The organism is Enterococcus sp. DIV0840 (genome assembly GCF_050527835.1).
Classification (GTDB): domain Bacteria; phylum Bacillota; class Bacilli; order Lactobacillales; family Enterococcaceae; genus Enterococcus_L; species Enterococcus_L ureasiticus.
In genome coordinates, this window is the sequence record NZ_CP172876.1 from 450,608 (window position 1) to 470,603 (window position 19,996).

Genomic DNA, 19,996 nt, shown 5'->3' on the forward strand with positions numbered 1-19,996 from the left:
ACTTTCGTTGTGAAATGATATATCAAATATCAGGAGGTAAGTATGACTTATAAAAAAATACCCGAATCGGTTCAAGGATTTATGAATAAGATTACTCAATTGTGTGGAGAAGAACATGCTGGCTGGGCTGAAAATTTTAATGCAGCTTTTGCAAATACATTGACCACGACGGTGAAAAGACAAGCGGATGGGACCACTTTTTTATTAACAGGTGATATTCCTGCAATGTGGCTGAGAGATTCAACTGCTCAAGTTCGTCCTTACTTAGTTATCGCAAAAGAAGACGATGAATTGAGAGACATGATTTGCGGACTGGTCCAACGGCAATTTTACTATATCACGATCGATCCATATGCTAATGCATTCAATGAAACGCCAAATGGTGCTGGACATCAAACCGATCATACTAAGATGGATCCCTGGATTTGGGAGAGAAAATATGAAATTGATTCATTATGTTATCCTGTTCAGTTAGCTTATTTATTGTTTAAAAATACTGGTAGCAAAAAGCAATTCGATGAAAATTTTGTTGAAGGTGTGAAAAAAATTCTGACTGTATTTGCGATAGAACAAGAACACCAATATTCTCCTTATACATTTGAACGAGATACAACTCGATTAGAAGATACGCTTCCAAATAACGGTCGAGGCAGCGAGGTCGGCAAAACAGGAATGACGTGGTCAGGTTTCCGTCCTAGTGATGATGCTTGTCGCTACGGCTATTTAGTTCCATCAAATATGTTTGCAGTGGTTGTTTTAGGCTATATTGAAGAAATTTTTACAGAGGTATTATCAGACCCGCAATTGGTGGAACAAGCGGCTTCACTTAGAAAAGAGATCGATACAGGAATTAAAGAATACGGAAAAGCGGATAATCAAGGTGGAGAACTTGTATATGCGTATGAAGTAGATGGCTTAGGGAACGCCAGCATCATGGATGATAGCAATATTCCTAACTTACTTTCAGCACCGTATCTAGGCTATACAACGATTGATGATTCGGTTTACCAAGCAACGCGTAAAACGGTTTTAAGCAAAGAAAATCCTTATTTTTACGAAGGAAAGTGTGCAAAAGGAATTGGAAGTTCTCACACCCCAGAAAATTATATTTGGCCGATCGCTCTTGCAATGGAAGGGATGACCACAAAAGACAAGGCAGAAAAAGAACGAATCTTGAATTCTTTAGTTGCAAATGATGGTGGAACTCATTTAATGCATGAAGGATTTGATGTTGATAATCCTGCAAACTATACACGGGAATGGTTCTCGTGGGCAAATATGATGTTTTGCGAATTAGTGATGGATTACTTTGACATTCGAGTAGAGCGATAAAAGAAGGAAATGGAGCGTAAAATCATGAAGAAAAAAGTTTATATCATTTCGCATTCTCATTGGGATCGTGAATGGTACATGCCTTACGAACAGCACCATATGCGTTTAGTAGAGCTGATGGATGATGTGTTGGAGCTAGCTGAAAATGATCCGAACTTTAACAGTTTTCATCTAGATGGACAAACGATTATTTTAGATGATTACTTACAAGTTAGACCAGAGCAAAAAGCGGCCGTTCAAAAAGCGATTACAGATGGAAAATTGCGAATTGGGCCATTTTATATCCTGCAAGATGATTTTTTGATCAGCTCTGAATCGAATGTCCGCAACATGCTGATTGGTAAAAAAGAGAGCGAAAAATGGGGACCCGCAGTTAAATTAGGTTACTTCCCAGATACCTTTGGCAATATGGGACAAACACCACAAATGATGAAGCAGGCAGGTTTAGACGCAGCAGCTTTTGGTAGAGGCGTAAAACCAGTTGGTTTTAACAATGAAGTATTGGATGATGAAAATTACACGTCTCAGTATTCTGAAATGTGGTGGCAAGGACCCGATGGCAGTACTATCTTAGGCTTGTTGTTTGCTAATTGGTATAGTAATGGTAATGAGATACCAGCTGAAAAAGAAGCTGCTTTAGCGTTTTGGACACAAAAATTGGCGGAAGCCGAAAAGTTTGCATCTACTGATCACTTGCTGATGATGAATGGCGTCGATCATCAACCGGTTCAAAAAGACGTTACAAAAGCAATCGCCTTAGCCAATGAACTATTTCCTGATTATGAATTTATTCACTCGAATTTTGATGAGTATTTAGAGCAGATGGGCCAAGATTTGCCAGAAAAAGTTGGAACGGTTCATGGAGAATTGACGAGTCAAGAGACAGATGGATGGTTTACTTTAGCGAATACGGCTTCAGCGAGAGTTTATTTGAAACAATGGAACACGAAAGTAGAACGACAACTAGAAAATGTGACAGAACCACTTGCTGCAATGGCCTATGATTTAACGCAAAGTTATCCCCATGATCAACTAGATTATGCTTGGAAACTATTGTTGCAAAACCATCCGCATGACAGTATTTGCGGGTGTTCTGTGGATGAAGTACACCGTGAAATGATTCCTAGATTTGAAAAAGCAGATGAAGTTGGGAAGTTTTTAGCTGAAGAAGCATTGACCCATTTGGCTAAGGCAGTTGATACAGAAAAATTCCCAGAAACAAGTCATTCGTTTGTTGTGTTCAATACATCTGGCTATCAGAAATCGGAAATCGTAAAAGTAAAAGTAGAAATCGAGAGAAAACCATTCAGAGAAGGGATTCCTCATGAACTGTGGGAAGAACTTTCTGAAAGTGAGATGCCAATATTTGAAGTAGTCGACTCAGAAGGACAAACAATACCAGCCCTGATTTCAAATCCTGAAGTTAGTTTTGGCTATGATTTACCTAAAGATCGTTTTAGAGTACCGTATATGGCTAAATATGTCGAGGTTGAGATGGCAATAAATGATATGCCAGCCTTTTCATGGAATACTTTTGCACTACAAAAAACGGAAACACAAGTAAAAGAAGCAGATTCAATGATCAAAGATTCAGAAAAGTATGTACTGGAAAACAGTTGTCTAATTGTTACGATCAATGAAGACGGTACGATCAAAGTCTTAGACAAATCTTCAGGTAGAGAATATGACAAGTTATTGACGCTCGAAGACACAGGTGATATCGGCAATGAGTATATTTTTAAACAACCAGAAGATGCGAACCCTATTTTATCTAGTGGACAACCAGCAGAAATTTCTGTAGTTAAAAATGAATCATTTGTGGCTCAAGTTAAAATTATTCAACGTATGATATTGCCAGAAGCGGCAGAAGATTTGTTGGAGCAAGAACAAAAAGCTGTGGTTGATTTCCGTTATCGAAAATCTGGACGTTCATCAAAACTGAAAGAAGTAACGATCGAAACCCTCTTGACGATGGAAAAAGATTCTACTCACTTACGTTTTGAAACGACCTTTGACAATCAAGTGAAAGATCATCGTCTGCGGATGCTATTTCCAACAGGAATTCAAACTGATACACATGAAGCTGACAGCATTTACGAAGTGGTTACAAGACCTAATCAAGTTAGCAAAAGTTGGGAGAATCCAACAAATCCTCAACATCAGCATGCGTTTGTTAATATTCATGATGAAAAATCGGGCGTGACCATTTCTAATTTTGGTTTGAACGAATATGAAATTTTACCTGGAAATAATACGATCGCTTTAACATTTTTAAGAGCTGTTGGAGAAATGGGCGATTGGGGATATTTTCCAACGCCAGAAGCACAGTGCTTGGGCCAACATACATTTAATTATGGTATCGATTTTCACGGAGAAGAAGCAACTCGATATGCTACTTATCAACGAGCATATGCGGCACAAATTCCTTTTAGTGTGAAGCAAACAACCAAACATGCTGGTCAATTAAAGGCTAAAGATACTTATTTAACTGTCAAAGGCCAAACTTTTGCTGTAACAGCAATGAAAAATAGTGAAGATAACCGTATGCTTGTTGTCAGAGGCTTTAATATGAGTGGTGAACAAGATGAAGTTGAACTCGAAAAAAATACTAGTGAAGCATCTTATTTATTGAATTTACTAGAAGAAAAACAACCTGAGAAAGTAATGAAAACCCTAAATGCTTATGAAATTCGCACAATTGGGTTTGACCGATAAGAAGGAACGGTGATTTTGATGGAGTATTATGGATCAATCGAAGCTGGCGGCACAAAATTTATCTGTGCGGTAGCGGATGAAGAATTAAAGATTGTGGAACGAATCAGCATACCTACGACAACACCGGAAGCGACATTGACTCAAGTCAATACATTCTTTGGTGCTTATCAATTAAAAGCTCTCGGAGTAGGTTCGTTTGGGCCAATTGATGTCAATCGTCAATCAAGCACTTACGGTTATATTACATCTACACCGAAACCGGGCTGGAAAAATGTAAATCTTTTGGGCGCATTAAAAGAACGTTACGATATCCCGATAGCTTGGACTACGGATGTCAATGCAGCAGCTTATGGTGAGATGCATTTAGGTGCTGGGAAAAAAACGCAAAGCTGTATCTACTTAACAGTAGGCACGGGTATTGGCGGCGGTGCTGTTGTGAATGGTGATGTTTTGCAAGGATTTAGTCATCCAGAGATGGGACATATCTCCGTTCAGCGCTATAAGGCTGATGGATTAGAAAGTACGTGTCCTTACCATGACAATTGTCTAGAAGGTCTGGCTGCTGGACCGGCTTTAGAAAAAAGAACAGGAGTCAAAGGCCAATTATTGGAGATAGATCATGATGTTTGGGAGATCGAAGCTTTTTATCTAGCACAGGCTTTGATGAACTACACATTAGTGCTTTCGCCAGAAAAAATTATCTTGGGTGGTGGTGTAATGAAACAAACGCAACTTTTCCCAAAAATTCGTGAATCATTACAGCAACAACTAGGTGGTTATGTTTCGCTACCTAATTTAGAAAATTATGTTGTCGGCTGTGATTTAGGTGATAATAGCGGAACGAGGGGCTGCTTGTTATTGGCAAAGGAACAAAAAGGTCTAGAATGAAACAACATAGAGCGGATTCCTTAGCTAAGTTACAAAAAATCTACTTCTTTTTAGATCAGCCTTTTGCGAAAGAAAAGGAAAAAATTGCCTATCTATACTCGCAGTTATTAAATAAAAAAATCTACTTTGTAGAGACAGTTGAAGAAGCTCATGTTGTCGTTAATTCTTCCTCAGATTGGAAAGCATCCTTTGTTCTAGAGGTGACTGAAACGGTTATGATAAAAGCTAAATGTCCGTTGGCAGCTTTTCGAGCCACTATGTACCTAGCAAAGCTATTAAAAACAGACGCTGAAATCAAACCAGGAACATTTCATGATGATTTGGCTGAGCGGATAATTATGTTGGATATTGGCAGGAAATATTTTTCTCCTTCAGGGCTACGTCTGATTTTGGAGCAAATGGCGTTATATGGATTTAATTACTTACAGTTGCATTTTTCCGAGAACACTGGTTTTCGGATTGAATCAGTGAATTATCCAGAGCTAGTTTCAGAAAAATTTTTAACAACTACTGAAGTAAAAGAACTGATTCGTTATGCTGAATATCTATCGATTGAAATTATTCCTGATATTGATACGCCGGGACATATGGAGCACTTGTTGAAAGAATCTCCTGATTGGCAATTATCTATAGAAAATATGTATGGAGAAATCCACAAAGTTCCGTCTGCGTTAGACATCACAAACGAAAAAGCTGTAGCATTCGCACTTTCGCTGTATCAGGAATATATGCTGTTATTTGCTGGCAGCCGATATTTTCATATTGGTGGAGATGAGTTTGTTGATTTTGATCAGATTAAACAGTATCCTGCATTGGCGGACGAAGGAATAAAAAAATTTGAAGCGTATGTCAACACCGTTGCGAATTTTGTTAAAGGTCACGGTTTTATTCCTAGAGTTTGGAACGACGCATTTTTCAGAAGGGGTAAAAGCTCTACACTGACAAAAGAAGTTGAGATCACCTATTGGACTAAGTGGCAAAAACAAATGGCCTCTGTGCAAACATTTGTGGATGAGGGCTATTCTGTCATTAATTTCAATGATAACTATCTCTATTACGTACTTGGAGAAAATGCGGGATACACGTATCCGACAATTGAGAAAATAAAGCAAGAGTGGCGGCCAGATTTGTTTGCTTCACAACAGCAGATACCCTCAGAACAACAGAGCAAAATCAAAGGCGCAGCTTTGGCAGTCTGGTGTGACAATCCGGAAGCGAAAGACGAAAAAGAGATAATAACAGATCTTGTAAAATTAATGGAAGGTCTCTCTTTTCATTTGTATAACGTTTAATCAGAGGATGGCTGAAATATAAAGCGTAAAGCTCAATGTTTCAGCTTTTTTTATGGAGGGTCATGAAAGAAACCTATACTTTTTGATATAAATACTATAGTTTGTCTATTTATAATCACGAAAGAAAGCGTTAACATTTCGTGTAAGAATGAATAATGCTAGAATTTTAGGCAAATGATCAAAGGAGGTTCATTCATTGAAAAGAAAAACTTGGAAAAGTGTGTTTTGCTACTCAGCTACCGTGCTTGCTCTTACGTTTGGAGCAAATCTGTTGTTTGCGCCAAATGTTTACGCAGAGTCATATGAATCAGGAATCAATAAGGATAGTGGCATTCCGCTGTTTGATCAAGTACCAGAATCTACGGCCTTATTTCCTGAAACATTATTGAATTGGAATCCCAAAAGTGATCCAGATGCACCCTTTAATGTTTCCAAAGTTCCTTTAAGTACACGAGTACAAGGAAAGAAAATGAATATTGATCAAAGTACCGAAGCAAAAGTATTATCAATCGCAATTGTAAACCAGCATACAAAAGGAACGCCATCTCAAGGTGGAACGGATAAAGCCGTATATAATTTTACAAATTGGCAATATGTTGACACGTTGGTTGCGTGGGCAGGTTCTTCTGGCGAAGGAATCATTGTTCCGCCAAGTGGAGATGTGACCGATTCGGCGCACAGAAATGGCGTGCCTGTAGTTGGAACGGTATTTTTCCCGCCGGAAGCTTATGGTGGCAAGAGTGAATGGGGAGAACAATTTGTGCGAAAAGACCGGAAAGGTAATTTTCCGATGGCGGATAAGCTGTTGGAAATGTCTTCAACCTATGGATTTGATGGCTGGTTTATCAATCAAGAAACCAATGTCAATGAACAGACAGCCAGCGCTATGAAAGAGTTTATGCTCTATTTACAAGCTCGCAAACCAAAAAATCAGCAGGTTATTTGGTATGACTCTATGATTCCAAGCGGCAATGTAGCTTGGCAAGGAGCGCTGAATGACACGAACCAAGGGTATTTCCAAGAAGGTAAGAAGCGTGTTTCAGATAAGATGTTTATTGATTTCCGTTGGCAAGGACTTGTTTCGTCCAGAGAAAAAGCAACTCAATTAAAACGTGATCCATACGAGCTTTTTGCTGGAATCGATGTGCAGGCTAATGGTGTAAATAGTAGACGCAAACCAAGCAGTATTCTAGGAACTGATGGCACTCCTCTCGTTTCTTTAGGACTTTATTGTCCCGATTGGACGTTAAGAGATGGTGGACAATATGATATTGATCGTTATTGGGAAAATGAAAAGCTACTCTGGATAAACCCGCAAGGAGATCCTCGCGCTGTGGAAAGTCCGAAAAATGAATGGCAAGGAGTCTCTCGCTATTACGTAGAAAAAACACCAGTAACAAGTTTACCGTTTCTAACGAATTTTAACGTGGGAAATGGGGATGCTATTTATAAAAACGGTACAAAAGTTAAGGAAGGAACCTTTAACAACCGTAGTATTCAAGATGTTATGCCAACCTATCGCTGGGTCATTGATAATGATGAAGAGAACCAATTGAAAGCTGCGATCAGCTATGAAGATGCTTTTAATGGCGGTTCTTCGATCAAGCTAACAGGTCAGATGACAGCGGACAAACAAACCTTTATCAAGTTATATGCTGCTCAAGTAAAAGTGACTGCGTCAGATACAGTAACTGTTGTAACCAAAGGAGCAGACGAAACCTCATTAGTTTTAGAGCTAAAAGGAAAAGAACAACCGCTGACCATTCAAGGGACGCAACATCCTCTAGAAAATGGTTGGGTACAAACGACGTATTCGTTAAAACCAGCAGCTTGCCAAACAATCACAACAGTTGGCTTGAATATAAAAAATGCCCAAACAGAAGTGGCTTCAATTTATTTAGGTCAATTAAGAATGGGCAAAGAAAATGCTACTCCGGTTAGTGCAATCAGTAATCTTACTTTTTCAGGAAAAACAATTGTTGATGATTTGACTGAAAGCATTCGGATGCGTTGGGAGACAAAAGGCAAGAATACTGCATCTTATCGCATTTATCGAGAGGTCGATGGTCAGCTACAGTTTGAAGGAGAGACGGCTAACACGTCGTACACATTATTAAATCAAGAACGAACAGGAGATACTGCGACGTATCAAGTGATTCCAGTCGATCATTATGGTCGTGAAGAACAACAAAAAGGTGCCGCAGCCGTTTATACGTTTGAAGCATTGAAAAAACCTGAGATAACGATCAATGCCAGTAACACATTGATTTCAGTGGGCGAAACGATTACTTTATCAGCGGATGTTTCAAAATCGACAGAGACAGTCGGTTGGGAAGTAGTTGGCGCAACACCTGAAAGTGCATCAGGCAAGGAAGTGTCTCTATCTTTTGCTAAAGCAGGCATATACACGGTAAAAGCAATTGCGGCAAATGCGACAGGCGAAACGGAGTTTATTAAAGAAAACTATCTCCATGTTTATGATCAAAATGCAGGAATCAAAATAGAAAATCTTTCTACCTTACCAACGACAACCGCTACTCAAGGTTCTGGGTATACCAATGACCGTGAAAGTTATCGTTTCGCTCTGGATGGGAATTTAAATACAAAATGGTGCGATAATGGTAGTGAAAAACCGTGGATGATCGCGGATCTTGGAGCACTGAAAACAATTTCGGGTTTTGAGCTTTTCCACGCTGGGGCAGGTGGTGAAAGTCCAGAATGGAATACTAGAGACTATGATATTTCTGTGAGTAATGATGGCAATGACTGGACAACCGTTGTTCAGCATCGAGGGAACACAGCTAATAGCAGTAAAGATGCGATTGGGCTGGTTGAAGCGAGATATGTCAAACTTTCTCTGGAAAAAGCAGAGCAAAATGGAAAAACAGCAAGAATTTATGATTGGCAGATTATTGGCGTTAATCAAATTGGAATCATCAAACCGTAAGTATGAAGTTGAGCTGAACAAAAAAAGGCAGAGTGGATCGAAATTAAAGATCCATTCTGCCTTTTTTAGCGGTCATTCAACTAATAATTGTTCGTTAGTTGATCATGAAGAATTTGTTTCTCACTTTCACAAATAAAAGCTCCATTAACCGCATTATGATTCAATTGTTCCATATCAGCATATGTAATGCCGTACCATTCATGGAGTTTCATATATTCATCGGTTAACGTTGTATCTGATACTGTGCGATTATCTGTGTTGACACAAACTTGAATACCAGCGTCAAGAAATGCTTTAAAAGGATAGTCTGTTAATTTAGTGACCGTCTTTGTTTGAAAATTGCTGGTTGGACACATTTCGATCAAGATATTTTTATCCTGTAATAAGGAAAAATATTCTGGTGTGTCCTTTACAGCGATACCATGTCCGATTCGTTTAGCACCTAAATGAATTGCGTCGGCAACGTTTTTTCCACACCCGCATTCGCCTGCGTGAAGAGTCAATGGGATATTCAATTGGTTGACAAGCCCCAGTGTTTCTTCAAAAGTATAGGGGGGGAAATCAATTTCATTTCCTGCAAGATCGAATCCAGCAATACCGTCTGTTTTGAAATGTTCAGCCAAATAAACGATTTTTTCGATATCTGCTAACTCTTCATGGCGCATGCCGCATAAGAGCGCATTGCTTTTTACGTCAAATTCTTGTTGCCCATATTCGAGACCAGCTAAAACGGCTGTTACGATTTTAGGTAAAGAAAGTCCTTTTTCAGTGTGGAGAGAGGGCGCAAAACGAACTTCGATATAGCGAATATTTTCTTCAGCTGCTTGACTGATAATGTCAAACGCAGCGGCTTTTAAAGCTGCTTCTGTTTGCAAGCAAGACAAAACTAAATCAAAACGTTCTAAATAATCATTTAAATTTTGGCAATCGACAGGTGCTACTAGTAGATTTTTTAATTGTTCGTTATCTGCTGGCAGTGAAATACCTTGAGGCTCTGCGATTTTTCGTAATGTTTCTGGACGGATAGAGCCGTCTAAATGACAGTGCAACTCTATTTTTGGTAGTTTTTTGACATGCTCACGTTTCACGATATCATCCTCTCTTTTCTTGTAGAACGATTACTCTTGTTCGATATGTATTTTGACGACTTTAACACGCTGAGGTGGCTCTGTCAATAAGTGGAAGAGGCGCTTTGAAAGGAGAGTGGTTTTTTCATACATTTTAAAGTAAAATAGTCCAGTAGAAAACGATCTTTTTGGATTACTTATTGGAGGGATTTTTTTGTTAGGAGTAGGATTATTATTTGTGGCGATCACGCTGATCAGTAATGGCTATTGCGGTTTAGTTGGAGTGGATAAAAAATCAACAGGCTTGATCAACTTATTTACAGGAAGTTTGTCTTTTATCATTAATACGATTTACCTAATTAGAGGTGCTTATTATGATGCAGGAACAGGCTATTTATTCGCGTTTACCTATTTAATGGTTGGGGTGATTTATGTCTTTGGTCTGGACATGCGGATTTACGGGATATTTGCTTTGTTTGTTGCGGTGAATACGATTCCGGCAGCGTATATTTCCTACACAGTGGATGGTGATTGGCGATTTGCTCTGATTTGGTTATCTTGGGGGATTTTATGGCTGACAGGATTCATTGAATACGTCTTGAAAAAGGAAATCGGTAAACCTGTATTGTATTTTGCGATTTTTGAAGGAATCGTTACTTGTTGGATTCCAGGCCTTTTAATGCTAACTAATAATTGGTAAAAATCAGGAAAAGAGGGGAAACGAAACAGTTAGCTGAGTATTTCTTGGTTAAGCTATTTTATTTTATCAAATTCTGATAAACTAGAATCATTCAAAAAGTAATTTGAAAACGTTGACATGGTTGGTAGGTCTTGTCAACGAAGGGAGAATGAAGTATGAAATTGACCATTAAAGAAATTGCGGATATGGCGGGTGTCTCGGTGACGACCGTATCTCAAATCATCAATAACAAAGGTAGCCGCTTCAGCGAAAAAACGAGAAACAAAGTCTTATCTGTAGTAGAAGAATATGATTATAAACCGGATTATTTTGCATCGAACATCATTACCCGACATTCGAAAACGATTGGTATGGTCGTACCTGATGTGACCGATTTTTTCTTTGCTAAAGTGATCGAAGGTGTCGAAACATATCTAAATTCGTTAGGCTATATGATTTTATTATGTAATTCCAAGCATGATGAAGATAAAGCGGCACAGTACGTTACAGAACTGGTTCATCGCTCAGTTGACGGGATTATTTTTGCAACACCTAATATTTTACCTGCTAATCACATTTTGCGTAATAAAAGCAAACGGAAAGTTCCTGCGATTCTCGTCGATCGCGGCATCAATCCAAGAGAAAGTGGTCGCTTGATCGTGAAAGAATATGAGGGCGCTTACCAGGCGGTGAATTCATTGATTGAACAAGGTCATAGGCATATCGCGATGCTGAAAGAAAATGATGGTTATTATCAACTGACTGAAAGAGTGACCGCTTATCAACATGCACTAAAAGATCATGGAATCCCAGTCAGAGACGAGTACATGAGTAGTGGAGATTTGAATTTAGGTGGCGGTTATCTAGCAGCTAAAAATGTATTGAAGAATTCCAGAATTACAGCTATCTTTTGCGGGAATGACGAAATGGCGATGGGGGCTTATCAGGCGATTGAAGAATATGGTAAGAAGATTCCGGATGATATTTCTATTATTGGATTCGACGGGTTGGAAATTTCGGAATATTTGGTGCCAGGTTTAACGACGGTTTATCAACCTAGCTTTGATATTGGCTTTTATGCGGCACAATTTTTAGTGGAGGCAATCAATCATCCAGAGAAAAAAATACCGAATAAAATTTTTGATACAACATTTATTTTAAGAAATAGCACGAAATCGATTGACAATTAGTGTGTTTCGATTTAATGTTCGTTTTACAAGCGTTTTCATTTTATGTAAGCGTTAGTAAACTGTTTTACTAAAAGGTTTTAACCTGAATGATTTTAGTGTATAATACATCCTTGGGGATTGATTCGGAGGAAAAAAGCATGAGAATGGTAGATTTGATCGAGAAAAAACGTGATGGACAGGTCTTAACAGATGCAGAAATTCAATTCATTGTTTCCGGCTATACCAAAGGGGATATTCCGGATTATCAGATGAGCGCATTTTTAATGACTGTTTTTTACAAAGATATGACGGATGAAGAAATTACGACCTTGACATTGGCTATGGCAAATTCAGGCGAAATGATTGATCTTTCGTCGATTCAAGGGATCAAAGTAGATAAACATTCCACTGGGGGCGTTGGTGATACAACGACGTTGATTTTAGCACCACTTGTTGCAAGTGTGGGTGTGAGTGTTGCTAAAATGTCCGGCAGAGGACTTGGGTATACCGGTGGTACGTTGGATAAGTTAGAAGCGATTCCTGGATTTCATGTAGAGATACCAGATGAAGAATTTATTCGTTTGGTAAATGAAAGCCATGTAGCGGTCGTTGGTCAATCAGGTGATTTAGCCCCAGCTGATAAAAAACTATATGCATTGCGTGATGTTACTGCAACAGTTAATTCGATTCCGTTGATTGCAAGTTCTATCATGAGTAAAAAAATTGCATCTGGTGCTGATGCGATCGTGTTGGATGTTACAACGGGCGAGGGTGCTTTTATGAAAAACATTGCTGAAGCACGCCGCTTAGCTGAAACAATGGTTCGGATCGGACGCTTAGCAAATCGTCAGACGATGGCAGTAATCTCAGATATGTCGCAACCGCTAGGTGAAGCGATCGGCAATAGCTTAGAAGTTGTTGAAGCAATTGAAACACTTCAAGGCAAAGGGCCGGAAGATTTGATGGAAATGTGCTATATCTTAGGTAGCCAGATGGTTGTTTTAGCTAAAAAAGCTGACACATTAGACGAAGCGCGTGCAATGCTAAAAGAGGCGCTAGAATCAGGTAAAGCACTGGATAAATTCCGTGAGATGATCCGTAATCAAGGTGGAGATGATAGTATCATCGATCATCCTGATCGTTTATTAACGGCCAAATATCAAATAGAATTACCAGCGCAGTCATCAGGAATTGTGCGAAAAATCGTTGCAAATGAAATTGGTATTGCAGCGATGCTTTTAGGTGCAGGACGGGAAACGAAAGAAGATTCAGTCGACCATGCAGTTGGGATCAAGCTCCATAAAAAAGTTGGTATGCCTGTTGAGACAGGTGAGTCATTACTGACTATTTATTCAAATAAAGAATCAATTGAGAAGGTAAAAGAACTTTTATATAAAAATATCGAAATCGGCAGTTCTGGAACTGAACCTGAGCTGATTCATGATATAATAACAGCATAAAGGATGTGTAAAAAAATAATGGAAGTAAATCAAATGATTGACCACACTATTTTAAAAGCAGATGCGAAAGAAGAGGACGTTTTACGAATTGTTGAAGAAGCGAAAAAATATGAATTCTTCTCAGTTTGTATCAATCCATGCTGGGTTGCCTTAGCAAAAGAACACTTGGCAGGAACTTCTGTTGATGTTTGTACGGTAATTGGTTTTCCTTTAGGAGCCAACACATCAGAAGTGAAGGCCTATGAAGCGACAGATGCCATCAATAATGGTGCGACAGAAGTCGACATGGTTATTAATGTCGGTGCGTTGAAGTCTAAGCAGTACAAAAAAGTTTTAAAAGATATTCAAGCGGTTGTTGATGCAGCAAAAGGGAAAGCCTTAGTTAAAGTAATCATCGAGACAGCTTTACTTACAGATGAAGAAAAGGTCAAGGTTTGTGAACTTGCTAAAGAAGCAGGTGCAGATTTCGTCAAAACATCAACTGGCTTTTCAACAGGTGGAGCAACTGTAGCCGATGTTAAACTGATGCGTGAAACAGTAGGACCAGATATGGGGGTAAAAGCTTCTGGTGGTATCCATAATGAAGCAGAGGCAGTTGCTATGATAGAAGCTGGTGCTACACGTATTGGAACAAGTGCTGGTGTTGCAATCATGGAAGGCGCTACCGGAGCAGGTTATTAATCTAAAGAAGAAAGTGGCGGACAAATGACAGCAAAACAAGAATGGCTAGCTATTGCAGAGGATGCATTAACAAAAGCATACGTACCTTACTCTCATTTTCCAGTGGGGGCTTGTCTCGTTACCAAAGAAGGACAAACTTATCAAGGCGTCAATATCGAAAATGCTTCATACGGATTGACAAATTGTGCCGAACGAACAGCGATTTTCAAGGCTGTTTCAGAAGGTGAACGCGAGTTTCAACATATAGTGATTGCAGGAAATACACCTGAGCCGATCTCTCCGTGCGGTGCATGCCGCCAAGTGATGGCTGAATTTTTTGCGCCTGAAATGCCGGTTACATTAGTCGGTGAACATGGTGTAACTAAAGAAATGACTGTCGGCGAATTATTGCCATATGCATTTACAGAAAAAGATTTATGAGATCTAGCTACACGAATCAAACCTCTTCTTAATTGCTTAGAAACACAAAGAACAAAGTGATTTGATGTTGAAAAGTACAAGACAAACGAAGAGAGAGTTGTTTCATTATTGCTTAGAAACACAAAGAACAAAGTGATTTGATGTTGAAAAGTACAAGGCGAACGAAGAGAGAGTTGTTTCATTATTGCTTAGAAACACAAAGAACAAAGTGATTTGATGTTGAAAAGTACAAGGCGAACGAAGAGAGAGTTGTTTCATTATTATCTTGTTTCATTCAGTCATCCGGCTGTTGAAAATATAAAACTATTTTAGGGGGCTTTACAGAGATGAAAAAAGCAAAATTATTTGGTTTTGGCTTGACTGCACTAGCATTAACACTTGCGTTAGCGGCATGTGGCGGGGGTAAAAAAGATTCAACAGATGGAAAATCAGCAGGTGGGGACGCAGATCATAGCGTTGTTATCGTTACTGATATTGGCGGGGTAGATGACCGCTCGTTCAACCAATCAGCTTGGGAAGGTTTACAAGCTTGGGGTAAAGAACATGATTTGAAAAAAGGAGCAGATGGATTTGATTACATTCAATCAAACGATGCTTCAGAATACGTAACAAATATTGATACAGCCGTTTCTAATGGATTTAAAACAGTCTTTGGCATTGGCTATCTATTAGCGGATTCTATCGGTACTGCAGCCGATGCAAATCCAGATACACAATTTGGTATCATCGATAGTGTCATCGAAGGAAAAGACAATGTAGTATCTGCAACATTTAAAGATCAAGAAGCATCATACTTAGCTGGTGTAGCAGCAGCATATACAACAAAAACAAACACTGTAGGATTTATCGGCGGTGAAGAAGGCGCAGTTATCGACCGTTTTGAAGCTGGTTTCCATCAAGGTGTAATCGATACAGCGAAAAAATTGGACAAAGACATCAAAGTTGAAATCGAATATGCTGCTTCATTTGGAGATCCTGCTAAAGGGAAAGCATTAGCTGCCTCTATGTACCAAAAAGGCGCAGATATCATTTTCCACGCTTCAGGCGGTACAGGCCAAGGAGTCTTCCAAGAAGCAAAAGACTTGAACGAAACGGGTTCAAAAGACAAAGTTTGGGTTATTGGTGTAGATAGTGACCAAGATAAAGAAGGTAAATACAAAACGAAAGACGGCAAAGAAGATAACTTCACTTTAACGTCAACGCTTAAAGGTGTAGGTGCTGCAGTACAAGATATCTCTAATCGTGCATTAGAAGATAAATTCCCTGGTGGCGAACACTTAGTTTACGGTTTGAAAGACGGCGGTGTTGATTTGACAAAAGGCTACTTGTCAGAAGAAGCACAAAAAGCTGTTGATGCAGCGAAAGAAGAAATCATCGCTGAAAAAATTACTGTTCCAGAAGTACCAAAAGATGTAAAAGAATAAATGCTTCTGCTTAGCGCTGTGGTAGTAGCAGCGCTAAGATTTTCTTAAGTATTTAAAGAAGGAAAACGAATCATATATTTATTCATTTTCTTTCTTTAAGTGCCTAAAAGCTACTTTATTTTTAAGAAGTACCGTATTAATAGATGATGCAAGTGATTAAATTGTTAGGAAGTGAAAAATGTGGCTCAGGAAAACTATGTAATTGAGATGCGCAATATCACTAAGCAGTTTGGAACATTTAAGGCTAATGATAATATCAACTTAACTGTCCGGCCTGGAGAAATCCATGCATTGCTTGGAGAAAATGGTGCAGGGAAATCGACCTTGATGAATATTCTATCTGGTTTATTAGAACCAACATCGGGTGAAATCTTTATGAATGGTTCAAAGGTAACGATCAATGGACCAACTGTAGCGAATCGTTTAGGAATTGGGATGGTGCATCAACATTTTATGCTGGTCGATGCATTTACTGTAACAGAAAACATCATTCTAGGTAGCGAACCGACGAATGCTGGTGTATTGGATCGTAAAAAAGCAACGGCTGAGATCAAACGGGTTTCTGAACAATATGGTTTGTCCGTAGATCCGAGTGCTTATATTCGGGATATCTCTGTAGGCGCACAACAACGAGTAGAAATTTTGAAAACGTTGTATCGCGGAGCCGATGTCTTGATTTTCGATGAGCCAACAGCTGTTTTGACTCCTCAAGAAATCGATGAATTGATGGAAATCATGCGTGGACTTGTTCAAGAAGGCAAATCGATCATCTTGATTACACATAAATTAGACGAAATCAAAAAAGTAGCAGACCGTTGTACAGTTATTCGCCGTGGTCAAAGTATTGATACAGTCAAAGTTAAAGATGTTTCTTCACAACAATTAGCAGATATGATGGTAGGACGTTCTGTATCATTTAAAACAGAAAAGAAAGCAGCAGAACCTAAAGAAGTCGTTCTTTCGATCAAAGATTTGGTCGTTAAAGAAAGTCGTGGCTTAGAAGCGGTCAAAAGCCTTAGCTTAGATGTACGAGCTGGTGAAGTAGTGGGGATTGCTGGGATTGATGGGAATGGACAAACAGAATTGATTCAAGCGCTAACTGGATTACGTAAAGTAGAAAGCGGCTCAGTTGAATTAAGAGGAACGGCGATTACGAACAAACAACCTCGTGTGATTACAGAAGCAGGTGTTGGACATGTGCCGGAAGACCGTCATAAATATGGCTTGATTTTGGATATGACATTAGCTGAAAATATTGCATTACAAACCTACTATAAAAAACCATTAAGCAATACAGGCGTTTTGAATTATAATCAAATCAACTCGTATGCTCGCAGATTAATTGAAGAATACGATGTTCGAACAGTAAATGAATTGGTTCCTGTTAAAGCATTATCAGGAGGAAATCAGCAAAAAGCAATCATTGCGCGAGAAATCGATCGTAACCCTGATTTGTTGATCGTCTCTCAACCGACTCGTGGATTGGATGTTGGAGCGATTGAATATATCCATAAACGTTTGATTGAACAACGAGATAAAGATAAAGCGGTATTGGTTGTTAGTTTTGAATTAGATGAGATTTTAAATGTTTCTGACCGTATTGCAGTTATTCATGCAGGAAAAATCGTCGGAATCGTTGATCCAAAAGAAACAAGTGAAAACGAATTAGGATTATTAATGGCTGGTTATTCATTAGAAGAAGCTAGAGCTGAATTAAGTCAAAAGGCGGGTGAGGCAGTTGAATAATCGATCAGAAAGAATACGGAATATTTTAGTTCCTATTTTATCAGTATTGATGGGATTTATTCTCGGTGCAATTATTATGTTGATTTCAGGTCAAGATCCGATTGCTGGATACCAAGCGATGCTTAAGACTGCATTTCAAAGTCCAAAAAGTATCGGGGAAATTTTTGTAACAGCAGGACCATTGATTTTTACTGCATTAGGATTTGCGGTAGCAAATTCAGCTGGTTTCTTTAATATTGGACTTTCAGGCCAAGCATTATGTGGCTGGGTAACAAGTATTTGGGTAGCACTTTCGATGCCCGATGCCCCACGGATGGTCGTTTTACCCTTGGCTGTTTTGGCAGGTGCATTAGCTGGAGCAATGGCTGCGGCTATTCCAGGGTTGTTGCGCGCTTTCTTTGGTACAAGTGAAGTAATCGTTACGATCATGCTGAATTATGTTTTTCTTTATACTAGTACTCACATTGTTAATAATGTAATGTCGAAAGATTTTATGACCAACAAGGGTGTTACAAAAGTAATTGGTGAAAATGCCAGTTTGCGTACAGGCTTCTTGAAAGAATTGAGTAGCGGTTCACGTTTGAATATTGGTATTTTTATGGCACTTATTTTCTTAGTTTTAATTTGGTTCCTTATGAAGAAGACAACATTGGGCTACGAGATTCGTTCAGTCGGATTGAATCCATTCGCTTCAGAATATGCTGGGATGAGCAGTAAACGAACAATCGTGATGTCAATGGTGATTTCTGGAACATTAGCTGGTCTGGGTGGCGTTGTTCTAGGTTTAGGAACATTTGGCAACTTCTTTGTTCAAGGTTCTTCATTGAGTATCGGGTTTGACGGAATGGCTATCTCCTTACTGGGAGCAGGAAGTTCGGTCGGGATATTTTTATCGGCGATCCTCTTCAGTGTGCTGAAGCTGGGTGGTCAAGGAATGCCGCTTCGTGCTGGTGTTCCAATCGAACTAGTGGATGTCGTAATTGCGGCAATCATTTTCTTTGTTGCAATCAGCTATTTAATTCGCTTCTTATTAGCAAAAGCTTCAGGTAGTAAAAAAGAAGTAGCGATTGTGGAAGAATTGGTTGGAAAATCAGATCCGACAAGTCAAGAAGGAGGAAAAATCTAATGGATATTGCATTAATCGCTGTATTGGCGCCGATTATTACACAAACTTTGGTTTATTCTACTCCTTTAGTTTTCACGGCTTTGGGTGGGACTTTTTCCGAACGCAGTGGTATTGTAAACGTAGGACTTGAAGGGATCATGGTGATGGGGGCCTTTAGTTCGGTTGTATTTAATTTAACTTTTGCTGAAACCTTTGGTGCGGCAACACCTTGGCTTGCTTGTTTGGTCGGTGGTGTGGTTGGGATGCTGTTCTCACTGCTTCATGCAGTTGCAACGATCAATTTAAGAGCAGATCATATCATCAGCGGAACCGTGGTCAATTTGATGGCGCCAGCTTTAGGGATTTTCTTGATTAAAGTAATTTATGGAAAAGGCCAAACAGATACGATCACAGAATCCTTTGGTTACTTTTCATTTCCAATATTGAAGGATATTCCGATTTTAGGTGATTTATTCTTCAAACAAACAACTTTGCCAGCGTTTGTGGCGATTCTAGTTGCCGTTCTTTCTTGGTTTGTATTGTTCAAAACGCGTTTCGGGTTACGCCTTCGTTCAGTAGGTGAAAATCCACAGGCAGCAGATACACTTGGAATCAATGTGTATGTTATGCGTTATGCAGGTGTTTTGATTTCAGGCTTTTTAGGCGGCATCGGTGGTGCAGTCTTTGCTCAAACGATCGCTGGTCGTTTTGCGGTCACAACAATTGCTGGACAAGGATTTATTTCAATGGCAGCGATGATTTTTGGTAAATGGAATCCGTTAGGTGCAATGGGAGCTGCTTTATTCTTCGGTTTCGCTCAAAATATCAGTATTGCTGGATCAAATTTACCAGTAATTTCATCAATACCAGCTGTTTATTTACAAGCAGCGCCGTATGTTTTGACCATTATTGTGTTGGTTGTTTTCTTAGGAAAAGCCTCTGGACCAAAAGCAATTGGAAAAAATTATATCAAATCTAAATAAATAGAGTAGTATAAAAGGGCGGGGCTATGGGACAATTTCTGAAGTCATGCCCTTTTTATCAATAGTAAGTAAAAATAAGAAAGAAGGA

General features: G+C 39.2%; 15 protein-coding genes. 14 read left to right on the forward strand and 1 reads right to left on the reverse strand.

The window, feature by feature from the left end; all coding sequences use genetic code 11:
• Positions 1-42 precede the first annotated feature (42 nt).
• The 5 genes from IGL98_RS02245 to IGL98_RS02265 all read left to right on the forward strand — a co-directional run bounded on the left by IGL98_RS02245 (position 43) and on the right by IGL98_RS02265 (position 9,174).
• On the forward strand, positions 43-1,332 hold the full coding sequence (locus IGL98_RS02245; protein WP_206912604.1) for a glycoside hydrolase family 125 protein: 1,290 nt from the start codon (positions 43-45) through the stop codon (positions 1,330-1,332).
• A gap of 24 nt (positions 1,333-1,356) precedes the next feature.
• Positions 1,357-4,047, forward strand: coding sequence for an alpha-mannosidase (locus tag IGL98_RS02250; protein WP_206912606.1), 2,691 nt, complete (start codon positions 1,357-1,359; stop codon positions 4,045-4,047).
• An 18-nt stretch (positions 4,048-4,065) separates the two neighbouring features.
• Positions 4,066-4,935 carry an ROK family protein gene (locus IGL98_RS02255; protein WP_206841253.1) on the forward strand — a complete coding sequence of 290 codons (870 nt, stop codon included), beginning with the start codon at positions 4,066-4,068 and terminating at the stop codon, positions 4,933-4,935.
• Positions 4,932-6,227: a family 20 glycosylhydrolase gene (locus IGL98_RS02260; RefSeq protein ID WP_206912615.1), complete on the forward strand. Its 1,296-nt coding sequence runs from the start codon at positions 4,932-4,934 to the stop codon at positions 6,225-6,227. Before IGL98_RS02255 ends, IGL98_RS02260 begins: the two co-directional genes overlap by 4 nt.
• Positions 6,228-6,423: 196 nt before the next feature.
• A complete protein-coding gene (locus IGL98_RS02265) occupies positions 6,424-9,174 on the forward strand; it encodes an endo-beta-N-acetylglucosaminidase (RefSeq protein WP_206912628.1) in 2,751 nt (916 codons plus the stop codon).
• A gap of 80 nt (positions 9,175-9,254) precedes the next feature.
• On the opposite strand, the gene add is transcribed toward IGL98_RS02265, so the two are convergent.
• A complete protein-coding gene (gene add / locus IGL98_RS02270; RefSeq protein WP_206841248.1) occupies positions 9,255-10,262 on the reverse strand; it encodes an adenosine deaminase in 1,008 nt (335 codons plus the stop codon).
• A 193-nt stretch (positions 10,263-10,455) separates the two neighbouring features.
• On the opposite strand from add, the gene IGL98_RS02275 reads away from it, so the two are divergent.
• The 9 genes from IGL98_RS02275 to IGL98_RS02315 all read left to right on the forward strand — a co-directional run bounded on the left by IGL98_RS02275 (position 10,456) and on the right by IGL98_RS02315 (position 19,908).
• On the forward strand, positions 10,456-10,941 hold the full coding sequence (locus IGL98_RS02275; protein WP_206841246.1) for an AmiS/UreI family transporter: 486 nt from the start codon (positions 10,456-10,458) through the stop codon (positions 10,939-10,941).
• A gap of 155 nt (positions 10,942-11,096) precedes the next feature.
• Entirely contained in the window at positions 11,097-12,110 is a 1,014-nt protein-coding gene (locus IGL98_RS02280) for a LacI family DNA-binding transcriptional regulator (RefSeq protein ID WP_206841244.1), read from the forward strand.
• A gap of 137 nt (positions 12,111-12,247) precedes the next feature.
• A complete protein-coding gene (locus tag IGL98_RS02285) occupies positions 12,248-13,549 on the forward strand; it encodes a pyrimidine-nucleoside phosphorylase (protein ID WP_206912643.1) in 1,302 nt (433 codons plus the stop codon).
• A gap of 18 nt (positions 13,550-13,567) precedes the next feature.
• Positions 13,568-14,230: a deoxyribose-phosphate aldolase gene (gene deoC / locus IGL98_RS02290; RefSeq protein WP_206912645.1), complete on the forward strand. Its 663-nt coding sequence runs from the start codon at positions 13,568-13,570 to the stop codon at positions 14,228-14,230.
• Positions 14,231-14,254: 24 nt separating this feature from the next.
• Positions 14,255-14,650, forward strand: coding sequence for a cytidine deaminase (locus tag IGL98_RS02295; protein WP_206841234.1), 396 nt, complete (start codon positions 14,255-14,257; stop codon positions 14,648-14,650).
• Between the two features lie 326 nt (positions 14,651-14,976).
• Positions 14,977-16,074: a BMP family lipoprotein gene (locus IGL98_RS02300; protein ID WP_206911550.1), complete on the forward strand. Its 1,098-nt coding sequence runs from the start codon at positions 14,977-14,979 to the stop codon at positions 16,072-16,074.
• Positions 16,075-16,254: 180 nt separating this feature from the next.
• Positions 16,255-17,820 carry an ATP-binding cassette domain-containing protein gene (locus tag IGL98_RS02305; protein WP_206911551.1) on the forward strand — a complete coding sequence of 522 codons (1,566 nt, stop codon included), beginning with the start codon at positions 16,255-16,257 and terminating at the stop codon, positions 17,818-17,820.
• Positions 17,813-18,946: an ABC transporter permease gene (locus IGL98_RS02310; protein WP_206841229.1), complete on the forward strand. Its 1,134-nt coding sequence runs from the start codon at positions 17,813-17,815 to the stop codon at positions 18,944-18,946. Before IGL98_RS02305 ends, IGL98_RS02310 begins: the two co-directional genes overlap by 8 nt.
• Positions 18,946-19,908 (forward strand): ABC transporter permease, encoded by a 963-nt coding sequence (locus IGL98_RS02315; protein ID WP_206841227.1) that lies wholly within the window; start codon positions 18,946-18,948, stop codon positions 19,906-19,908. Before IGL98_RS02310 ends, IGL98_RS02315 begins: the two co-directional genes overlap by 1 nt.
• Positions 19,909-19,996: the final 88 nt, after the last annotated feature.

Bases quoted from the DNA above. Each gene is read 5' to 3' on its own strand.
- IGL98_RS02245 (WP_206912604.1), top strand. From the start codon at position 43: ATGACTTATAAAAAAATACCCGAATCGGTTCAAGGATTTATGAATAAG.
- IGL98_RS02295 (WP_206841234.1), top strand. From the start codon at position 14,255: ATGACAGCAAAACAAGAATGGCTAGCTATTGCAGAGGATGCATTAACA.
- IGL98_RS02315 (WP_206841227.1), top strand. From the start codon at position 18,946: ATGGATATTGCATTAATCGCTGTATTGGCGCCGATTATTACACAAACT.
- IGL98_RS02285 (WP_206912643.1), top strand. From the start codon at position 12,248: ATGAGAATGGTAGATTTGATCGAGAAAAAACGTGATGGACAGGTCTTA.
- IGL98_RS02260 (WP_206912615.1), top strand. From the start codon at position 4,932: ATGAAACAACATAGAGCGGATTCCTTAGCTAAGTTACAAAAAATCTAC.
- IGL98_RS02300 (WP_206911550.1), top strand. From the start codon at position 14,977: ATGAAAAAAGCAAAATTATTTGGTTTTGGCTTGACTGCACTAGCATTA.
- IGL98_RS02250 (WP_206912606.1), top strand. From the start codon at position 1,357: ATGAAGAAAAAAGTTTATATCATTTCGCATTCTCATTGGGATCGTGAA.
- IGL98_RS02280 (WP_206841244.1), top strand. From the start codon at position 11,097: ATGAAATTGACCATTAAAGAAATTGCGGATATGGCGGGTGTCTCGGTG.
- IGL98_RS02255 (WP_206841253.1), top strand. From the start codon at position 4,066: ATGGAGTATTATGGATCAATCGAAGCTGGCGGCACAAAATTTATCTGT.
- deoC (WP_206912645.1), top strand. From the start codon at position 13,568: ATGGAAGTAAATCAAATGATTGACCACACTATTTTAAAAGCAGATGCG.